The organism is Streptomyces sp. NPDC042201, from assembly GCF_055582185.1.
On the sequence record NZ_JBVJDS010000005.1, the window covers coordinates 476,348 to 493,458 of the forward strand.

The 17,111-nt window shown below is 70.2% G+C and carries 13 protein-coding genes; 7 read left to right on the forward strand and 6 right to left on the reverse strand.

The annotated features are described in order from the left end of the window. The first annotated feature begins 168 nt into the window (after positions 1 to 168). Positions 169 to 1,341: an acyl-CoA dehydrogenase gene (locus tag ACZ6MZ_RS15775; RefSeq protein WP_384187445.1), complete on the forward strand. Its 1,173-nt coding sequence runs from the start codon at positions 169 to 171 to the stop codon at positions 1,339 to 1,341. A gap of 179 nt (positions 1,342 to 1,520) precedes the next feature. Beyond that, positions 1,521 to 1,991 carry a pyridoxamine 5'-phosphate oxidase family protein gene (locus ACZ6MZ_RS15780; RefSeq protein ID WP_469352296.1) on the forward strand — a complete coding sequence of 157 codons (471 nt, stop codon included), beginning with the start codon at positions 1,521 to 1,523 and terminating at the stop codon, positions 1,989 to 1,991. Between the two features lie 107 nt (positions 1,992 to 2,098). On the opposite strand, the gene ACZ6MZ_RS15785 is transcribed toward ACZ6MZ_RS15780, so the two are convergent. After that, positions 2,099 to 3,358, reverse strand: a complete 1,260-nt coding sequence (locus ACZ6MZ_RS15785; RefSeq protein ID WP_469352298.1) for an LCP family protein — start codon at positions 3,356 to 3,358, stop codon at positions 2,099 to 2,101. Positions 3,359 to 3,498: 140 nt separating this feature from the next. Here ACZ6MZ_RS15785 and ACZ6MZ_RS15790 point away from each other — a divergent pair, with 140 nt between their 5' ends. Then, positions 3,499 to 4,047, forward strand: a complete 549-nt coding sequence (locus tag ACZ6MZ_RS15790; protein WP_469352300.1) for an acyl-CoA thioesterase — start codon at positions 3,499 to 3,501, stop codon at positions 4,045 to 4,047. 15 nt (positions 4,048 to 4,062) lie between these two features. On the opposite strand, the gene ACZ6MZ_RS15795 is transcribed toward ACZ6MZ_RS15790, so the two are convergent. Then, a complete protein-coding gene (locus ACZ6MZ_RS15795; protein WP_469352301.1) occupies positions 4,063 to 5,643 on the reverse strand; it encodes an LCP family protein in 1,581 nt (526 codons plus the stop codon). A 209-nt stretch (positions 5,644 to 5,852) separates the two neighbouring features. Here ACZ6MZ_RS15795 and ACZ6MZ_RS15800 point away from each other — a divergent pair, with 209 nt between their 5' ends. Then, complete coding sequence (locus ACZ6MZ_RS15800; protein WP_469352303.1) at positions 5,853 to 6,887, forward strand: glycosyltransferase family 2 protein; 1,035 nt, start codon at positions 5,853 to 5,855, stop codon at positions 6,885 to 6,887. Between the two features lie 89 nt (positions 6,888 to 6,976). On the opposite strand, the gene ACZ6MZ_RS15805 is transcribed toward ACZ6MZ_RS15800, so the two are convergent. The 4 genes from ACZ6MZ_RS15805 to ACZ6MZ_RS15820 form a co-directional block, all read right to left on the reverse strand. Then, positions 6,977 to 8,662, reverse strand: coding sequence for an LCP family protein (locus tag ACZ6MZ_RS15805; RefSeq protein WP_469352305.1), 1,686 nt, complete (start codon positions 8,660 to 8,662; stop codon positions 6,977 to 6,979). A 45-nt stretch (positions 8,663 to 8,707) separates the two neighbouring features. Further along, positions 8,708 to 10,531, reverse strand: a complete 1,824-nt coding sequence (locus ACZ6MZ_RS15810) for an LCP family protein (protein WP_469352306.1) — start codon at positions 10,529 to 10,531, stop codon at positions 8,708 to 8,710. A gap of 223 nt (positions 10,532 to 10,754) precedes the next feature. Further along, entirely contained in the window at positions 10,755 to 12,299 is a 1,545-nt protein-coding gene (locus tag ACZ6MZ_RS15815; protein WP_469352308.1) for an LCP family protein, read from the reverse strand. 204 nt (positions 12,300 to 12,503) lie between these two features. After that, positions 12,504 to 13,256, reverse strand: a complete 753-nt coding sequence (locus ACZ6MZ_RS15820) for a TIGR03089 family protein (protein WP_469352310.1) — start codon at positions 13,254 to 13,256, stop codon at positions 12,504 to 12,506. Between the two features lie 126 nt (positions 13,257 to 13,382). On the opposite strand from ACZ6MZ_RS15820, the gene ACZ6MZ_RS15825 reads away from it, so the two are divergent. The 3 genes from ACZ6MZ_RS15825 to ACZ6MZ_RS15835 all read left to right on the forward strand — a co-directional run bounded on the left by ACZ6MZ_RS15825 (position 13,383) and on the right by ACZ6MZ_RS15835 (position 17,082). After that, entirely contained in the window at positions 13,383 to 14,744 is a 1,362-nt protein-coding gene (locus ACZ6MZ_RS15825) for a peptidoglycan recognition protein family protein (RefSeq protein WP_469352312.1), read from the forward strand. A 174-nt stretch (positions 14,745 to 14,918) separates the two neighbouring features. After that, positions 14,919 to 16,001: a mannose-1-phosphate guanylyltransferase gene (gene manB, locus ACZ6MZ_RS15830; RefSeq protein ID WP_469352314.1), complete on the forward strand. Its 1,083-nt coding sequence runs from the start codon at positions 14,919 to 14,921 to the stop codon at positions 15,999 to 16,001. 76 nt (positions 16,002 to 16,077) lie between these two features. Further along, entirely contained in the window at positions 16,078 to 17,082 is a 1,005-nt protein-coding gene (locus tag ACZ6MZ_RS15835; protein WP_469352316.1) for a DNA-3-methyladenine glycosylase family protein, read from the forward strand. The last annotated feature ends 29 nt before the right edge of the window (positions 17,083 to 17,111 follow it).

The following is a 17,111-nucleotide window of genomic DNA, read 5'->3' on the forward strand; positions in this document are numbered from 1 at the left end:
ATGCGGGCGGGTGCGGGCCCGAGCATAGCCGCGCGTCACGGGGGCTCCGCAGGGGCACATCTCCCTGTGTCCGGGCCGCTGTCGGCAAACTCACCTATGCCTGCGGCGGCTCTGCCCCCTAAAATTGTGTTACTTAACGGTAGTTAGCATCTTGGGGAGTGAAAGACCGTGGCCGGATCGGCTGATTTCGACCTGTACCGCCCGTCCGAAGAGCACGACATGCTCCGCGAGACCGTGCGAGCGCTCGCCGAGGCGAAGATCGCACCGTTCGCCGCCGCGGTGGACGAAGAGGCACGCTTCCCGCAGGAGGCCCTGGACGCGCTGGTCGCCTCCGACCTGCACGCCGTCCATGTCCCCGAGGAGTACGGCGGCGCCGGGGCCGACGCCCTCGCCACCGTGATCGTCATCGAAGAGGTCGCGCGGGTCTGCGCCTCCTCCTCCCTGATCCCGGCCGTGAACAAGCTCGGCTCGCTGCCCGTGATCCTCGCCGGCTCCGAGGACCTGAAGAAGGCGTACCTCGGCCCGCTGGCCAAGGGCGACGCGATGTTCTCGTACTGCCTCTCCGAGCCGGACGCCGGCTCGGACGCGGGCGGTATGAAGACCAAGGCGGTACGGGACGGCGACCACTACGTCCTCAACGGCGTGAAGCGCTGGATCACCAACGCCGGCGTCTCCGACTACTACACGGTGATGGCCGTCACCGATCCCGACAAGCGCACCAAGGGCATCTCGGCGTTCGTCGTCGAGAAGGGCGACGAGGGCGTCTCCTTCGGCGCCCCGGAGAAGAAGCTCGGCATCAAGGGCTCCCCGACGCGCGAGGTCTACCTCGACAACGTCCGTATCCCCGCCGGCCGGCTGATCGGCGCGGAGGGCACCGGCTTCGCCACGGCGATGAAGACCCTGGACCACACCCGCATCACGATCGCGGCCCAGGCGCTCGGCATCGCGCAGGGCGCGCTCGACTACGCCAAGGGCTATGTCCAGGAGCGCAAGCAGTTCGGCAAGCCGATCGCGGACTTCCAGGGCGTGCAGTTCATGCTGGCCGACATGGCGATGAAGCTGGAGGCCGCCCGCCAGCTCACCTACGCGGCGGCCGCCAGGTCGGAGCGCGTCTCCGCGGGCAGCGCCAAGGAGGACCTGACCTTCTTCGGCGCCGCGGCGAAGTGCTTCGCCTCCGACGCCGCCATGGACATCACCACGGACGCGGTCCAGCTGCTCGGCGGCTACGGCTACACCCGCGACTACCCGGTGGAGCGCATGATGCGCGACGCCAAGATCACCCAGATCTACGAAGGCACGAACCAGGTCCAGCGCATAGTGATGGCCCGAAACCTTCCCTGAGCGACACCATGGCCCCCGGCACTGGGCGTATTCCAGCGATCGTCGCAACACGCTGTGTGTTGCGACGATCGTGGGTCGTGAGCCTGGTCCCCAACTGGCCATGCCCCACGAGACTTAATCCCTGCGTCCTAGTTCCGCTGACGGATGTGGCGTTAAGGATCAAGCCATAGCCTCGTTCCATGACGTCAGTTGATTCTCGTCTCAGCGGTCCCCGCAGCCCGGAGCAGCGCAAGCGCGAGGCGCTGGAACGGCTCGCCCGGGACGACGATGTGTGGGTCGCCACCGCCGACGACACCGGCGAGCCGTGCCTCGTTCCCCTTGCCTTCTGGTGGGATGGCGAGGCTGTATGGCTCTCCACCCGCGATACCAACCCGACCGGGCACAACCTGGCTGCCTCGGGGAGGGTCCGCCTCTCCTTCGGCCACACCAGGGACGTGGTCCTGGTCCACGGCATCGCGCGCATGCTGACCCGAGAGGAACTTCCGGCCGAGGTGGGCGACGCCTTTGCCGCGAAAGGCGGCTGGGATCCGCGGGAGGACCACCCCTCATATGTCTGGTTCCGGGTCGTTCCGGAATTCCTGCAGGCATGGGGAACGGTTCCCGAAATGCCCGGGCGAACGCTGATGCGCGCAGGAAAGTGGCTGGTCTGAGCCCCGCAGAGCGGGGCTCAGGTCGCGAGAAGTCTGGACAGGCGCTCGTGCAGGTCAGGCGGGCACCCGTTGGGGTGCCCGCCTGATGTGTCCGCCCGGGCGCTCGGTCAGCGGGTGTCGGAGACCGTTACCTTTTCGTCGTTGTTGAGCTGGTTCACCAGCTCCTTGACCTTCGCCTTGTCCCAGACGAGGTTGCCGCCCACGCTGCCCGAGATCGGCATGTTCATGGACTTGCCGTCGCCGCCCGTGACGCCCTTCATCGCGAAGAACATCTGGCCCAGGGACCACAGGGACATGTCCTTGTCCACGATCAGGGTGTCCAGGCCCGCGCCCATGGTCGGGTAGAGCTTGAAGGGGTTGAGGATCGTGCCGGGGGTGGCCGTCTGGGAGGCCAGGGCCGCGAGGAACTTCTGCTGGTTCTTCGTACGGTCCAGGTCGCTGTTGGCGAAGGCATACCGGGTCCGTACGAAGGCGAGGGACTCCTCGCCGTTCAGGGTCTGCTTGCCCGCCTGGAAGTCGGCGCCGGAGTTCTTGTCCTTGAACGCCTTCGGGATGTCGATCTCCACCCCGCCGATCGCGTCCACGATATTGGCGAAGCCGGCGAAGCCGATCTCGACGTAGTGGTCGATGTGCAGCCCGGTGTTGTACTCGACGGTACGGACGAGCAGCTCGGGGCCGTCCTCCGCGTAAGCCGCGTTGAGCTTCGTCTGGCGGCCCGTGTTCGGGAAGAGCTTGCCGGACTGCGAGCCGCGGAACGAGGGGATCGTCACATTCGAGTCGCGCGGCAGGGATATCAGCGTCGGGCCGTTGGAGCCGTCGTGCAGGATCATCATCGAGTCGGTGCGCTTGCCCTTGGCCGAGCCCGTGTGGAGCTGCTTCTTCTCCTCGGCGGACATGCCCTCGCGGCTGTCGGAGCCCACGATCAGGTAATTCGTGCCGTCGCCCGTCTTCGGGCGCTCGATGACCTTGGAGAGGTCGACCTCGCGCTGCAGCTTGCCGTCGGCCCAGAAGTACGTGCCTATGGACACCCCGAGGATCACCACGACCAGCGTGAGGGCGCCGAGCTTGATACGGCGGCGCCAGTCGGGGGCGTACCGGGGGCCGGGGGCGCCGCCCGGCGGGGGCGGGGGGCCGCCGTTGTGGCCGCCGCCGCCGGGCGGGCCGCCGTAGACCTGGCCCGTGTTGTAGCCGCTGTCGTACCCGGGCTCGTAGCCCTGGTCGTACCCCCGCGACTGCTGAGGGACGCCGCGCGGCTGCACATGCGGCATCACGCGCGCGCCCTCGGGCTGCGAGCCCGCGCTGCCACGCCCGTAGTGGTCGCCGCTCTCGCCGCGGCCGCCGTTCCGCCCATCGGGCCAGTCATTCATACGAACCAGTGTGCAGGGCACGCCGGTGCGCCATACAGGGCAGGTGGGAAATCGGGTCGGGCCTGTTGCCAACCTGATGCAATGCGGACCGTGCCGGACCCTCGCACAAGCGTGCCGGACCCCCGCATAAGGTGGACGGCATGACAGACCAGGCCCACCGTCCGGAGACCGAGATTCCGGGCAAGCCCACCTCCGCGTCCAGGACCACGCTCAGCCACATCATGACCGGCAGTGACACCAACCTTCTCGGTACGGTGCACGGCGGCGTGATCATGAAGTTGGTCGACGACGCGGCCGGGGCCGTCGCGGGCCGGCACTCCGGTGGGCCCGCGGTCACCGCCTCCATGGACGAGATGGTCTTCCTGGAGCCGGTGCGCGTCGGCGACCTGGTGCATGTGAAGGCGCAGGTGAACTGGACGGGCCGGTCCTCGATGGAGGTCGGCGTACGGGTGCTGGCCGAGCGCTGGAACGAGTCCACCCCGGCGACCCAGGTCGGCAGCGCGTATCTGGTCTTCGCGGCCGTCGACGCGGACGGCAAGCCGCGCGCCGTCCCGCCGGTCGTCCCGGAGACGGAACCGGACCGGCGGCGCTACCAGGAGGCGCAGATCCGGCGTACGCACCGGCTCGCCCGGCGGCGCGCGATCAAGGAGCTACGGGAGAAGCGCGCGGCCGACGGCATCGACGACTAGGCCGGCCGCCCCCGCTCAGGGACAGACGACCTGGTCGCCGGTCACCGTGGCGAACGGGCCCTTGGGGGCCTCCTCGGCCCGTACCGGCGTCACCGCCCTGTAGTCCGTCCCCGCCACCACCTTGAGCGTCGGACCCTGCTGCTCCACCGGGCGCAGCTCGCTGCCGGGCAGCGCGGCCGCCAGGGACTTCGCCGAGCGGTCCCAGCGCGGGTCGTACATCACGACCGTGCGCCGCACCTCGCCCCCGTCGGAGTTGAGAGGCGCGCGGGTCGTCACGAAGCCGGTGCCGCGCAGCGCGTCGTCGACCCGCTTGCCGAGCCCGTCCGTACGCGTCCCGTTGAAGACCTGCACTCGGATCTGCTGCGGCTTCACCTCGACCAGTGTGGCCTTCTTCCGCGTCTCCGGTTCCGGGCCCCGCGCGTTCTGCGGCTGCTGCGGTGGCCGGGCGCCGGCCGGCCGCTCCGGTGTCAGCGGCTTGTCCTCGCGCAGCGCCTGGAAGAGCTTCTTCGACTTCACCGGATCCCAGCTCACCGTGGCACCGATTCCGTCGACCTGCCTGTCGGAACCGGAGACCGGCACCGACGTGAACTCCGATGAGGAGGGGGAGAAGTCGCGCATCGCCTCGTTCATGGCGAGCATCTGCTCCGTACCGAAGCCCGCGTCGGCCCGGACCGACTTGAGCATGGTCGAGGCGACGTCCCTGACCTTCACCGGGTTCAGCAGGACTCCGCTGCTGGTGGCCCGGCTGATCAGGGCGGCCAGGAAGCGCTGCTGGCGCTGCATCCTGCCGAGGTCGGCGCCGCCGTCGAGATGCCGGGACCGTACGTACTGGAGCGCCTGGCCGCCGTTCAGCTGGTGGGTGCCGGCCGTCAGATCGAGGCCGGTGTACGAGTCCCGCAGCACCCGGGGCGTACAGATCTCCACCCCGCCCAGCGCGTCCACCGTCTTCATGAAGCTGGCGAAGTCGACCTCCAGATAGTGGCTGATCTTCACGCCGGTCATCTGCTCCACGGTCCTGACCGTCAGATTCGGCCCGCCCTCCGCGTATGCCGCGTTGAGCTTCACCGGGTGGGGCTTGTGGTGTTCGCCCGTGGTTCCGTCGGTGTGTTCGGGAAGCTCGGCGTAGCTGTCACGCGGCACGCTCACGACGCTGGCGCGGTCCCCGTCCTCCGAGAGATGGACGAGCATGATCGTGTCGGTGCAGTGGCAGGGCGCGCCACCGAGCCGGTACTTCTGCCGCTCGTCATCCGTGATCTTGTCGCGGCCGTCCGTGCCGACGAGCAGGAAGTTCAGGCCATGGCCCGCGCCGGGTCGGTTCTTCATGTCCTTGAACGCGTCGACCCGGCCGATCCCCGTGTTGAGGCTGGTCACCACCGCGTGGCCGATCCCGCCCGCCCCCAGGACGAGTACGGAGAAGGTCGTCGCCATCCGCATCCCCCAGCGCGGCCGGCTGTTCCCCGCCGCCCGCCGTCCGGCGCGCTTCCCGGTACGGGCGGGCGGCCGGCGAGGCGGGGAGGAGAGGGGGGAGGAGCCGGAGGGACGGGCATAGCGGGAGGGGCGGGAGGGGCGGCGGGCTGAGCGGGGCGGCGTGGGCACGGGGAACACCTCCACGGTGGCAGGGGGATCGTAGGAGCAGTAAGCCCATACGATCAGTGACACCGGTCGGCAACCGGGCGGCGCGCGTCGCTGTCCCCCGTTCGCGGTAACGTGGCGGTCAAACCGCCATCTCCCGAAGGCCGGCCATGGTCCGTGTGAAGCCCTGGCCGAGGCCGGTCCCCGGGCCCCGAAGGACCCCGAAGGACCACATGCCTGCCCTGCCGCCCGCGGTCTCCGTGATCATGCCGGTGCTCAATGAGGAACGCCATCTGAGGAACTCCGTCCGGCACATCCTGGAGCAGGAGTACGAGGGCGAGATGGAGGTGGTGATCGCGCTCGGGCCTTCGACGGACCGTACGGACGAGATCGCCGCAGAGCTGGTACGGGAGACCGCGTCCGACAGCCGCGCCCGCGTCCACACCGTCCCCAACCCGACCGGCCGCACCCCGGCCGCGCTGAACGCCGCGATCAAGGCGTCCAAGCACCCCATCGTGGTGCGCGTCGACGGCCACGGCATGCTCTCGCCGAACTACATCGCGACCGCCGTCGGACTCCTGGAGGAGACCGGCGCGCAGAACGTCGGCGGCGTCATGCACGCCGAGGGCGAGAACGACTGGGAGAACGCGGTCGCCGCCGCCATGACCTCGAAGATCGGCGTCGGCAACGCGGCCTTCCACACCGGAGGCCAGGCCGGGCCCGCCGAAACCGTGTATCTGGGTGTCTTCCGGCGCGAGGCGCTGGAACAGCAGGGCGGTTACAACGAGGAGTTCATCCGCGCCCAGGACTGGGAGCTGAACTTCCGTATCCGCGAGGCGGGCGGCGCGATCTGGTTCTCCCCCGAGCTGCGTGTCCAGTACCGGCCGCGGCCCTCGGTCAGGGCGCTCGCCAAGCAGTACAAGGACTACGGCCGCTGGCGTCATGTCGTCGCCCGCTACCACTCCGGCTCGATCAACCTGCGCTACCTCGCCCCGCCGACGGCCGTCTGCGCCATAGCCGCGGGCCTCGTCGTCGGCGCGGTGCTCACGCCCTGGGGCTTCCTCGTCCCCGCGGGCTATCTCGCGGCGATTGCCGCGGGGTCGGTCCCGGCGGGCAAGGGCCTGCCGCTCACGGCGCGGCTCCAGATCCCGGTGGCGCTGGCCACGATGCACATGTCGTGGGGGTACGGCTTCCTGACGAGTCCGCGCTCGCTCGCGAAGAAGGTCATCGCGAGCCGCCGCCCCGCCGCGGCGCCGGTCGAGGCGTAGGGATCACGCGAAACGGGAGCGCCGTCCGGTGGTTCACCGGACGGCGCTCCCGTCTTTCTGCACGGCGTTTTTAGGTAAGGAAACCGGACTCAGAAGCGGTACGGCGCGTACACGGGCATGCAGTCCTTCTCCGCCCCGTTGAGGGCGTCCGCCGTGTCCGGGATGGAGCCGGCCTCGGGCGCGGCCTCCTTCGGGTACGACGGGCCGGTGCGCCAGTCCGCGCCCACGACCAGCGTGACCCCCGAGACGTCCGTCGACAGCTTGACCGAACTCAGCGGAATCCCGAGAGCCTTGGCCACGCCCTGCGCGTCCCCCTCCAGATCCGCGCTGGGGAAGCTGACCGTGGTCTTCTCCTGCGGACTGGGCAGGGAGTCGGCCTTGGCCAGCGCGTAGCCCTTGCCGTTGAGCTGCTCGGCGATGTCAGCGGCGCGGCGCTGCACCGGGCTCTGCTCGCCACCGGTGCCGTTGCGCACGATCACACCGGTCTCGGCGGGCGCCGCGGCCGGGTCCTTGGAGACGCGCTCGGCCGGCTTCTTCTTGCCGGTGGACTTGTCGCCGTTCGAATCGAAGGCCACATCGTCGCGGACCATCGCCCACAGCTTGTCGGCGTCCGCCTCCTGGGCGACCAGATGGTTCTGGTCCTGCGGGTCCTGCACCGTCGGCATCGTCGTCATGGTGATGCGGTTCGTCGGCACGTCCTTCAGCTGCATGGCCAGGTCGAACAGCTTCTTGACCGTACCGACCTCCTTGGAGACCTCCAGCGACTTGGTCGCGGCCTCCGCCAGATCGGTCAGCCGCCCGGTGTCGGTGAACGCGCTCTGCGACTTGAGCTCGCGGATCATCGAGTTCATGTACATGTGCTGGGCCTTGGCCCGGCCGAGGTCGCTTCCGAACGCGTGCCGGGTGCGCAGCCACTGGAGCGCCTGCTTGCCCTGGATCTGGTGGGTGCCCTCGGTCAGCTTGAGACCGGAGCCGCCGGGGGCGAGGGGCGTTCCCCGGTCCCAGATGTTGTTCTCCACACACACGTCGACGCCGCCGATCGCGTCGGCCATCCGCACCACACCGGAGAAGTCGATCGTCATCCAGTGGTCGATGTAGACCCCGGTCAGGCTCTCCCAGGTGCTCAGGGTGCAGCCGGGGCCGCCGCGCCCCAGCGTTTTGTTGATGATCGCGTTGGTCTTCTGGTAGACCTCGCCGGTCTTGGCGTCCTTGCACTCCGGGATGTCGACCCGGGTGTCACGGGGGATGCTCACGACCGAGGCGTTCTTCCGGTCGGCGGAGACGTGGAGCAGCATCTGCACATCCGCGAGCGGCTTGTTGCCCACGGTGTCCTTGCTGCCGCCGAGCTTGACGTTCTCCGGCTTGTTACGGCTGTCGGAGCCGATCAGCAGAATGTTCAGCGGGGTCTGGCCGGCCGCGTTGGCCTGGGGCTTGTCGAGGCCGCCGGCGCCGTTGCTGCGCTCGCCGCTGCGGATATTGCTGTTGAGATGGCGGTAGTACAGATAACCGGCACCGGCCGTCCCGAGTATCAGCAGGGACAGCACGGCGGCGGCCCAGCGGAGTATTCGCCCGGCGCCGCGCCTGCCGCGCCGCCGGCCGGCGCCGCCGCCGCGCCCACTCCTGTCGTGACCGTCCTCGCCGCCCGCGCTCCGGCTGTCGCCCGAGCCCTCCGGCCGCGCGCCCTCACCCTCGTACAGGCTGTCGTCCCAGCCCAGCTCCCGGGCCTGTGGGGCGCGTTGCCGCGCCCCCTCCCGTCTCACACCGCTCTGACCCACCAGACCCCCCTCGTCAGGCCGTCCGTATGAGCCGGCGCTCCGGCGTCACTTGGCGCAGACCTGCTTGTCCGCTTCCACCTTCTGCACACCTTCCGGCGCCTTCGCCGGTCCGGTGATGGGCACTCCCGCGCCCTTGAAGTCCGCCCCGAGGGTCAGCGACATGGCCTGAAGCCCCTCGGCGTCCTCCGTACCCTGCTTCATCGCTTCCGCGGGCAGGCCCATCATGGCCGCGAGGGCGCGCGCCTGATCGGCCTGGTTCGGCGCGTATTCCAAGGTCGTCTTGGCCACGTCCGCCGGGGCATTGCCCTTGTTGGTGGACTTCGGCACGCCCTCGTCGTTCTGCAGCCAGGCCAGGGTCTCCTGCGCGGAGCCCTGCGGACCGCCGCCGTTGTACACGTCGACCCGTACATCGGCCGGGTCCGCCTTGGGGCCCTTGAGGAGCGCCGCCTGCTCGCTCTTGGCGGCCGCCTCCTTCTGCTTCACCTCGGTGAGCGAGGTGTCGCTCCGCATCATCGCGAACAACGGCTTGGCCTTGGCCTCGTTGAGCAGCACGGTCGCGCCGTCCGTGTTGTCGACCACCGGCACGGTCGCGAAGGTGATGTTCTTCGGGTCCACCTTGGCGAGCTCCGTACCGAGGTCGCGGAGCTTCTCTATGGTCCCGATCTGGGAGTCGACCGTGAGCGCGTTGGTCGCGGCCTCCGCCAGCTTCCAGAGCTTGCTGGGGCTGGTGAGGGTGTCGCTCGACTTCATCTTCCGGATCATCGAGCCGAGGAACTGCTGCTGGATCTCGATCCGGCTCAGGTCACCGCCGAAGCCCACCGAGTGCCGGGTACGGACGAACGCCAGCGCCTGTTCGCCCTGGACGGTGTGGATGCCCTTGGAGAGCTTGAGGTGCGAGTCCTTGTCATCTATGTCCTTGGCGAGACAGACCTCGACCCCGCCGACCGCCGTGGACATCGTCTTGACCGCGTTGAAGTCGGCCATCATGAAGTGGTCGACCGTGAGCCCGGTGAGCTCCTTGACCGTACGCATGGTGCAGCCCGGGTCGCGCTCGGACTGGCCGAGGCTCTCGTTGAACCGCGTCTCCCGCGTCCCCGGGATGACCTTGTCGCCCTCCGACGTCTTGGTCTCGCAGTCGGGGATGTCGGTGATCAGGTCGCGCGGGATGGACAGCGCCGTCGCGTTCGTACGGTCCTTGGAGACATGGAACAGGAACGTCGTGTCGGCATGGCCGACGCTGTTCTTGTCGCCGTAGCCCTCGTTGCCGGAACCGGTCCGCTTGTCCGTACCGATCACCAATATGTTGACGGGCTGGTCCTTCTTGAAGCCGCCGCTGCCCGCGCCCTGGACGTCGATCGTGGCGATGTTGCCGTTGAAGTGGTCATAGACGAGATACCCGCCGACGGAGGCGCCGACGAGTACGAACGCCGACACACCGCCGGTCCACAGCAGCGCCTTCTTCTTGCCCGACTTCTTCGGCTTGCGCTTGCGGCGGCCCGCGGCGGCGGGCGGCGCCTCGGCCGCGCCCTTCCCGGCCCGGCGGCTGCCCCGCTGCACCGGTACGTCGGTGCCCGGCACCCCGGCGGCGCCGCCGCGGCGGGGGCCGGATCCCGACCGTGATCCGATTTCCGCTCCCGCTTCGCCGGAAGGTCGCGGGGAACCCTTTTGCGGAGCGCTGTTTCGCGGCGTATCCGCTCTTTGGGCGTCACTTCTCGGAGCGCCTCTTCCGGCGCCTGCGCCACGCGGGCGGGGGGAGGGCGGCTGCCCTGCGGAGTGGTCCAGTCGCAGTTCGTAATTACCGGTCTGCGGGTTGAGGACCCACTGGTCGGCGGGGTCGATTTCGTCCGCCTTACGGCTATGCGCATCCACGGTTGCCTGAATCCTCCGTCGGGTGCCACGCGAGGCGCCTTCCCCCGAAGGCGCTCGGTCTTTCGATCCAGCAGTGCGCGACCTCGCGGCCGGACGCACCGGATCGCGTCACACTATCCGCCCAGTTCAGCGTCTAGCGACGCGCGTGACACATTCCACGTTCCTTACAAGCGGGCAATCCGCCCAATCTTCATAGACTGCCGGGTTCTCTTTGGGTATTGCTTTACTCGCACATGCCCGCCGCGGCATTCGAGCCCGTGAATGTGGGGGTCGGGCTGGGGCCCTTCTGGTCCGAATCGCCCGACTTCTCTTCGGTCGAAGAGCTGTCGTCCCCGGCCTTGTCGCCAGAACTTTTCCCGGAGTCCGCGCTCTTTTCGGACTTACCGGACGGCGAGACCGTGACGGGATCATCTTCGCTCAGCCTCTTGAAGAGGTTCTTCGCCGCGGGCTGCACGAGTTCATCGCGATTCGGGTCCGCGGTGTACGGCTGCCGGGGCACAGTGAGGAATTGCACCTTTTCTATCGGTACGCTCCGCATAGAACGCGCCAGATCGTAAAGATCTTTGAGGGAGCTCAGCCCCGGGTCGGTGGTGAGGGACTTCGTCGCCGCGTCCAGCACCGGATAGAGCCGGGTCGGGTTGAGCAGCACCCCGTCGCTCTGCACCTTCTTGAACAGGGCGCCGAGGAAACGTTGCTGCCGGTCCATGCGCTGGGTGTCGCTGCCGTCACCGATGCCGTGGCGGGCGCGTACGAACCCGAGGGCCTGCTCACCGTTGAGGTTCGTGCGTCCGGCGGGCAGCTCGAGATGCGCCTGCTCGTCGTCGACCGGCTCCTTGAGGCAGACCTCGACGCCGTCCACCGCGTTCACCATGTCCTTGAACCCGCTGAAGTCGATCACCATGTGGTGGTCGACCCGGATCCCGGTGAGCTTCTCGATCGTACGGATCGTGCAGGCGGCGCCGCCGAACTCGAAGGCCCAGTTGAACTGCGCGAACTGTGCCCCGCTGCGGGTGCCGTCCGACTTGAGACAGCTGGGGATGTCCACCATCAGGTCACGGGGGATGGAGATGGCCGTCGCGCTCTGCCGGTCGGCCGCGAGATGCAGCAGGATCGTGGTGTCGGAGCGCTGCGATCCGCCGTCGTCGCGGCCGTACTTGCCGTTGTCGCCGGAGCGGCTGTCGGAGCCGAGCAGCAGGATGTTCTTCGCGTCGAGCGCGATGGGGGTGGGGCGTTCCTTCTCGTACGTCCGCAGCTCGGCGGCGGCGGTGGTGTCGGTGGTGATGTTGCCGTCGAGCTTCTTGTAGAACCACCAGCCGGCTCCGGCGGCGGCGAGCACGACGACGGAGGTGCCGAGGGCGGTCCACCGCAGCCAGCGGCGCTTGTGGCGGGGGCGCGGGGCGACGCCGTCCGCGGCGGCGTCCGTGTGGGCCGTGACCGAGGCGGCGGCCTCCGGGCCGTCGGCCGCTGTTGTCCCGGGCGGGTCGGCTGTCTCCTCGGACCCGGCTGCGGTCGTTTCGGGCGGGTCCGGTATCCCCTCGGGCCCGGCCGCTGTTGTCTCGGGCGGGTCCGGTATCTCCTCGGACCCGGGTGTTATCTCCCCGGATCCGTTCCGCTCGGCATCCGGCTTCGCCGGTTCGTCCGCGGGCTCGTCCGAGCCCGCGGACTGGGCGTCCGCCGCACCGTCGTCGTCAGCCCCGGGCGCGTCGGCCGGCCGCTCGTTCTCGGACGGGTTGTCCTGCTCGGCCGGCGTGCCAGCACTGTCGGTCACGTCTGCGTCCATCCTTCAAGGCGTCGGCGGCGCACTGGGCCGCCGGTTGCTGGGGTAGACGGACGAACCCCGTGCTTGGTTGTGCTCCGGACGGCACCTATCGCCGATCATGCGGGCGGTTGTCGTCCGGCCCCGCGAGCCCTGCCCGCCGTGCGCCGGACACCTGCGTCTCGGCGGATGGTCGTGTTGCCTGCCAGCGGCTCGTCAAACCGCGTTATGGGTCACGCGTTCGCTCTCGGCACGCTTGGTGAGCCCTTCCGGCGACAGTTCGGCGAGGTTGCGGCAGAGCACTACGGACCCGCCCGCCACGAGCGGCGCGAACAGTCCGGCCGAGAGCCCCTCCCAGCTGTCGTACGCCAGCCCGGACAGCAGCCGGGAGCCGGGGGCGAGGCCGCGCTCCCCGGCGTCCGCGCGGGCCCGTTCGACGAGCTGGGCCGAGGTCAGTTCCGTACCGCCGACGCTGAGCGCGGGCGCGTCCGGGTCCACCGGGGCGTACGGGGCGAAGCGGTCGCCCTGGCCCGGCACCTCGACCGCGTAATCGGCGAAGCCCTGCGGGGGCTGCGGAAAGCGGCCGCCGAGCGGCCGCAGCGCGAGCCCCACCCGCTCGCCGCCGCAGGCGCGCGCCGCGTCCAGCGTGTCGGGGCCGCTGACCACGAGATCGGCGTCGGCCGGGTCGCCGCCGATCTCGACCGTCACGCCGACCGAGGAGCAGGCGAGCAGCCACACCGCGCTCTGCCAGTGCGCGGGCAGCAGCAGCGCGAGCCGGTCGCCCGGCGCCGCGGCCAGATCGCCCTGGAGCAGATTCGCGGTCTTGGACACCCAATTGGCGAAGGTGGCCACGGACAATTCGACGCGCTCGCCGGTGGCATCGTCGTAGAAGGTGACCAAAGGGCGGGCCGGGTCCGCGGTGAGAGCGGATCGCAGCAGGTCGGCGGGGGTGCGGTCGCTGGCGTTCATCCGGGAAAGGGTACGCGGCGGGCCCGCGCGGCCGCCGCCGTACCGGTGACGGGGTACACCGGTTGGACCGGCGGGCCGTCAGCCGTCCCACGGGCGGCGGCGGCCTGGCGCCCACAGGATCGGCACATGCGTGCCTCCCTTGCACCCTCGATCGGCGTCGCGTGCACCGCCGCCCTGGTCCTTCCGCTGGCGCTGCCGTCGGGCGTGGCCGCCGCACAGGCGTCGCCTTCGCAGGCCGCGTCCCGGCACGCGGAGCCGCGGCCGGGCGCCCCACGCGACGGGGCCGCCGTGCCCGGCTCCACCCAGTCGCTTCCGCTGACCGGCGGCGGCGCGGACCGGACGGGCGGTGTCACCACGGAACAGGGGTCGGCCCAGCGTGATGTCAGCCCCTTCTCGCTGCTCGGTGCCGTGTGGGACGACGCCGCCGCCGAGCTGCGCGGAACGGTCCAGGTCCGCACCCGCGCGACCGGGACGCACACCTGGTCCGGCTGGCGGGATCTGGAGACGCGCCCTCAGGAGCACGGCGCCGACCCCCGTAGCGAGGAGCACGGCTCGGTGACCGTGCGCGGCGCCACCGCCCCGCTCTGGGTCGGCGACTCGGACGGCGTCGCGATCCGGGTACGGGGCACCGGCGAGGCGGCCACGGCCGGGCGCTCCCGCGCGCCACTGCCTCAGGGGCTTCCCCAGGGGCTGCGCCTGGATCTGGTGGATCCGGGGCAGGGACCGGCGGGCGGAGGCGATGACGACCCTCCTGTCCCGCTGACTCTGGAGGAGACCGCCAGCTGGGCGGTGAACGCGGATCTCGTGAAGATGGGCGCCACCGAGATCCCTGCCCTGTCGAAGAAGGAGACGGAGGCCGGTCTCACCGGCTCCGCGAAGCCGTACATCGGAGGGCGCCCGCGCATCGTCACGCGCAAGGGCTGGGGGGCGGACGAGACGCTCCGCGAGACGGAGTTCGGCTACACCGCGACCGTCAGGGCGGCCTTCGTCCACCACAGCGCGACGGGAAACAACTACAGCTGCGAGGAGGCGCCCTCCGTCCTGCGCGGTATCTATCGCTACCACGTAGAGAGCAGTGGCTGGCGCGACCTCGGCTACAACTTCGCCATCGACACGTGCGGAAACATCTACGAGGGAAGGGCGGGTGGTGTGGCCGAGCCCGTCATGGGCGCCCACACGCTCGGTTTCAACGTGAACAGCGTGGGCATCGCCGTCCTCGGAACGTACAGCAGCACGGATCCGCCGGCGGCCGTCACGACCGCCATCGCCAAGCTCACCGCGTGGAAGCTCGGGCTCTACGGAATCGACCCGCGTGGGAAGGTCGCGCTGACGTCCGGGGGGAGCAACAAGTACCAGAAGGGCACGGAGGTCCGGCTCAACGCCATCTCGGGGCATCGGGACGGATTCGCCACCGACTGCCCAGGAAGCCGCCTCTACGAGAGGCTCGGCCCCATCCGGACGTCCTCGGCCACCTACCAGGGCCGCTGATCGGCAGCAGGACTAGGGGAATGTACGGCTCGCAGGGCGTATGACCGGGGAGGTACCGAAAAGGTTGCATAGACTGGCCGGTCGCACGTACGGATGTACGGATGTCCGTCAGGTGTACGGCTGTTCGTCAGATGTACGGAAGCGCCGGCCCCAGCAGGAAGCAGAGACGACACGGTGACAGAAGCGATCCTCCTGGTCGGCGGCAAGGGCACCAGGCTGCGGCCTCTCACGGTGCACACTCCGAAACCGATGATGCCGGCGGCCGGCGTCCCGTTTCTCACCCATCAGCTGGCCCGCGCCCGTGCGGCGGGCGTCGAGCACGTCATCCTCGCGACGTCGTATCTCGCCGAGGTCTTCGAGCCGCACTTCGGTGACGGCTCGTCACTCGGGCTGAGTCTGGAGTACGTCACCGAGCGGGAGCCGCTCGGGACGGGCGGTGCCATCCGCAATGTCGCCTCCCTGCTGCGCTCCGGGCCCGACGAACCGGTGCTGATCTTCAACGGCGACATCCTCACCGGCCTCGACATACGGGCGCTCGTCGGGACGCACGCCTCGTCCGGGGCGGATGTCTCGCTGCATCTGACGCGGGTCGAGGACCCCCGGGCCTTCGGCCTTGTCCCGACGGACGAGAGCGGGCGGGTGACGGCGTTCCTGGAGAAGCCGCAGACGCCGGAGGAGATCGTCACGGACCAGATCAACGCGGGGGCGTATGTGTTCCGCCGTTCGGTGATCGACTCCATTCCGGTGGGGCGCCCCGTCTCGGTGGAGCGGGAGACCTTCCCGGAGCTGCTGGCCGCCGGCGCGCATCTGCAGGGCATGGTCGACTCCACGTACTGGCTGGACCTGGGCACACCCCAGGCGTTCGTCCGGGGCTCGGCGGACCTGGTGCTGGGCCGTGCGCCGTCCCCGGCGGTACCGGGCCGCTGCGGCGAGCGGCTGGTCCTGCCGACGGCGTCCGTGGCGTCCGACGTCAAGCTCACGGGCGGCACGGTGGTGGGCGCGGGCGCGGTGATCGGCGGGGGAGCGCGGATCGCGGGCAGCACGGTGCTGGACGGCGCGGTCGTGGAACCGGGCGCGATGATCACGGACTCGCTGATCGGCGCGGGTGCGCGGGTGGGTGCGCGTGCGGTCCTGTCGGGGGCGGTGGTCGGCGACGGCGCGGTGGTGGGAGCGGACAACGAACTGCGGGAGGGCATCCGCGTCTGGTGCGACGCGACGCTCCCGCCGGGGTCGGTGAGGTTCTCCTCGGACGAGTAGCGGAGCCCTGAGCGGACACGCTCTCGCGGCCACCGCCTACCCTCGTGAGTGACCCCGACCCCCGAGGACCCCACCCGTGGCAGGCCGCTTCGCCCCCCGTCCGCGCTCCGCGCCGCCGTCGCACGCGGCGCCCGTGCCCGTACCCGCGCCCCGTCCCGCCCAGCCCGTGGACGGGATCCGGCGACGGTGGACGCCGACCGGTCCTTACGACCTCGGGCTCGTCCTCGGGCCACTGCGGCGCGGACCCGGCGATCCGACCTTCCGGGCCGCCCCTGACGGCTCGGTCTGGCGGACCAGCCTGACCCCCGCCGGGCCCGGCACGCTCAGGGTCGTGGCGCGCGGCGGCGCCGTGGAGGCCGAGGCGTGGGGCGCGGGCGCGGAGTGGATGCTGGAACAACTCCCCGGCCTGCTCGGCGAGTCGGACGACCCCGACGCCTTCGTCCCCCGCCACCGTCTCGTCGTCGCGGCCCAGCGCCGCCGCCCCGGGCTGCGCCTGTGCCGCACGGGACTCGTACTGGAATCCCTCATTCCGTCCATCCTGGAACAGAAGGTCACCACCGTCGAGGCGTACCGCGCCTGGCGCCTCCTGGTGCGGACGTACGGAGAGCCCGCGCCCGGTCCAGGAGCCGGCGAGCGGCTGTACGTCATGCCCGACGCCAGGACCTGGGCGATGATCCCGTCCTGGGAGTGGCACAAGGCCGGCGTCGACGCCAAGCGGTCCTCGACGATCCTGCGCGCCGTCCGGGTGGCCCGCAGGCTGGAGGAGGCCGCCGCCATGGACCCGGAACAGGCCGCCGCCCGGCTGGAGCTGATCCCGGGCATCGGACCGTGGACCTCGGCGGAGGTCGTCCAGCGCTCGAACGGCGCCCCCGACGCCGTCACCGTCGGCGATTACCACCTTCCCGGCATCGTCGGCCACGCACTCGCGGGCGACCGGGACGCGGACGACGCGGCGATGCTGGAACTCCTCGCCCCGTACGCCGGCCAGCGCCATCGCGCGACCCGGCTGATCCTCCTCAGCGGGCACACACCGGCCCGCCGCGCACCGCGTATGGCGATCAGGAACATCGCCCAGCTGTAGCGTCCGCTCTCCGGTCGAAGGCCGCCCGA

What these genes read in the sequence shown, in the direction of transcription:
- ACZ6MZ_RS15825 (WP_469352312.1), top strand. Translation starts at nt 13,383, where the DNA reads ATGCGTGCCTCCCTTGCACCCTCGATCGGCGTCGCGTGCACCGCCGCC.
- ACZ6MZ_RS15790 (WP_469352300.1), top strand. Translation starts at nt 3,499, where the DNA reads ATGACAGACCAGGCCCACCGTCCGGAGACCGAGATTCCGGGCAAGCCC.
- ACZ6MZ_RS15820 (WP_469352310.1), bottom strand. Translation starts at nt 13,256, where the DNA reads ATGAACGCCAGCGACCGCACCCCCGCCGACCTGCTGCGATCCGCTCTC.
- ACZ6MZ_RS15780 (WP_469352296.1), top strand. Translation starts at nt 1,521, where the DNA reads ATGACGTCAGTTGATTCTCGTCTCAGCGGTCCCCGCAGCCCGGAGCAG.
- ACZ6MZ_RS15785 (WP_469352298.1), bottom strand. Translation starts at nt 3,358, where the DNA reads ATGAATGACTGGCCCGATGGGCGGAACGGCGGCCGCGGCGAGAGCGGC.
- ACZ6MZ_RS15800 (WP_469352303.1), top strand. Translation starts at nt 5,853, where the DNA reads ATGCCTGCCCTGCCGCCCGCGGTCTCCGTGATCATGCCGGTGCTCAAT.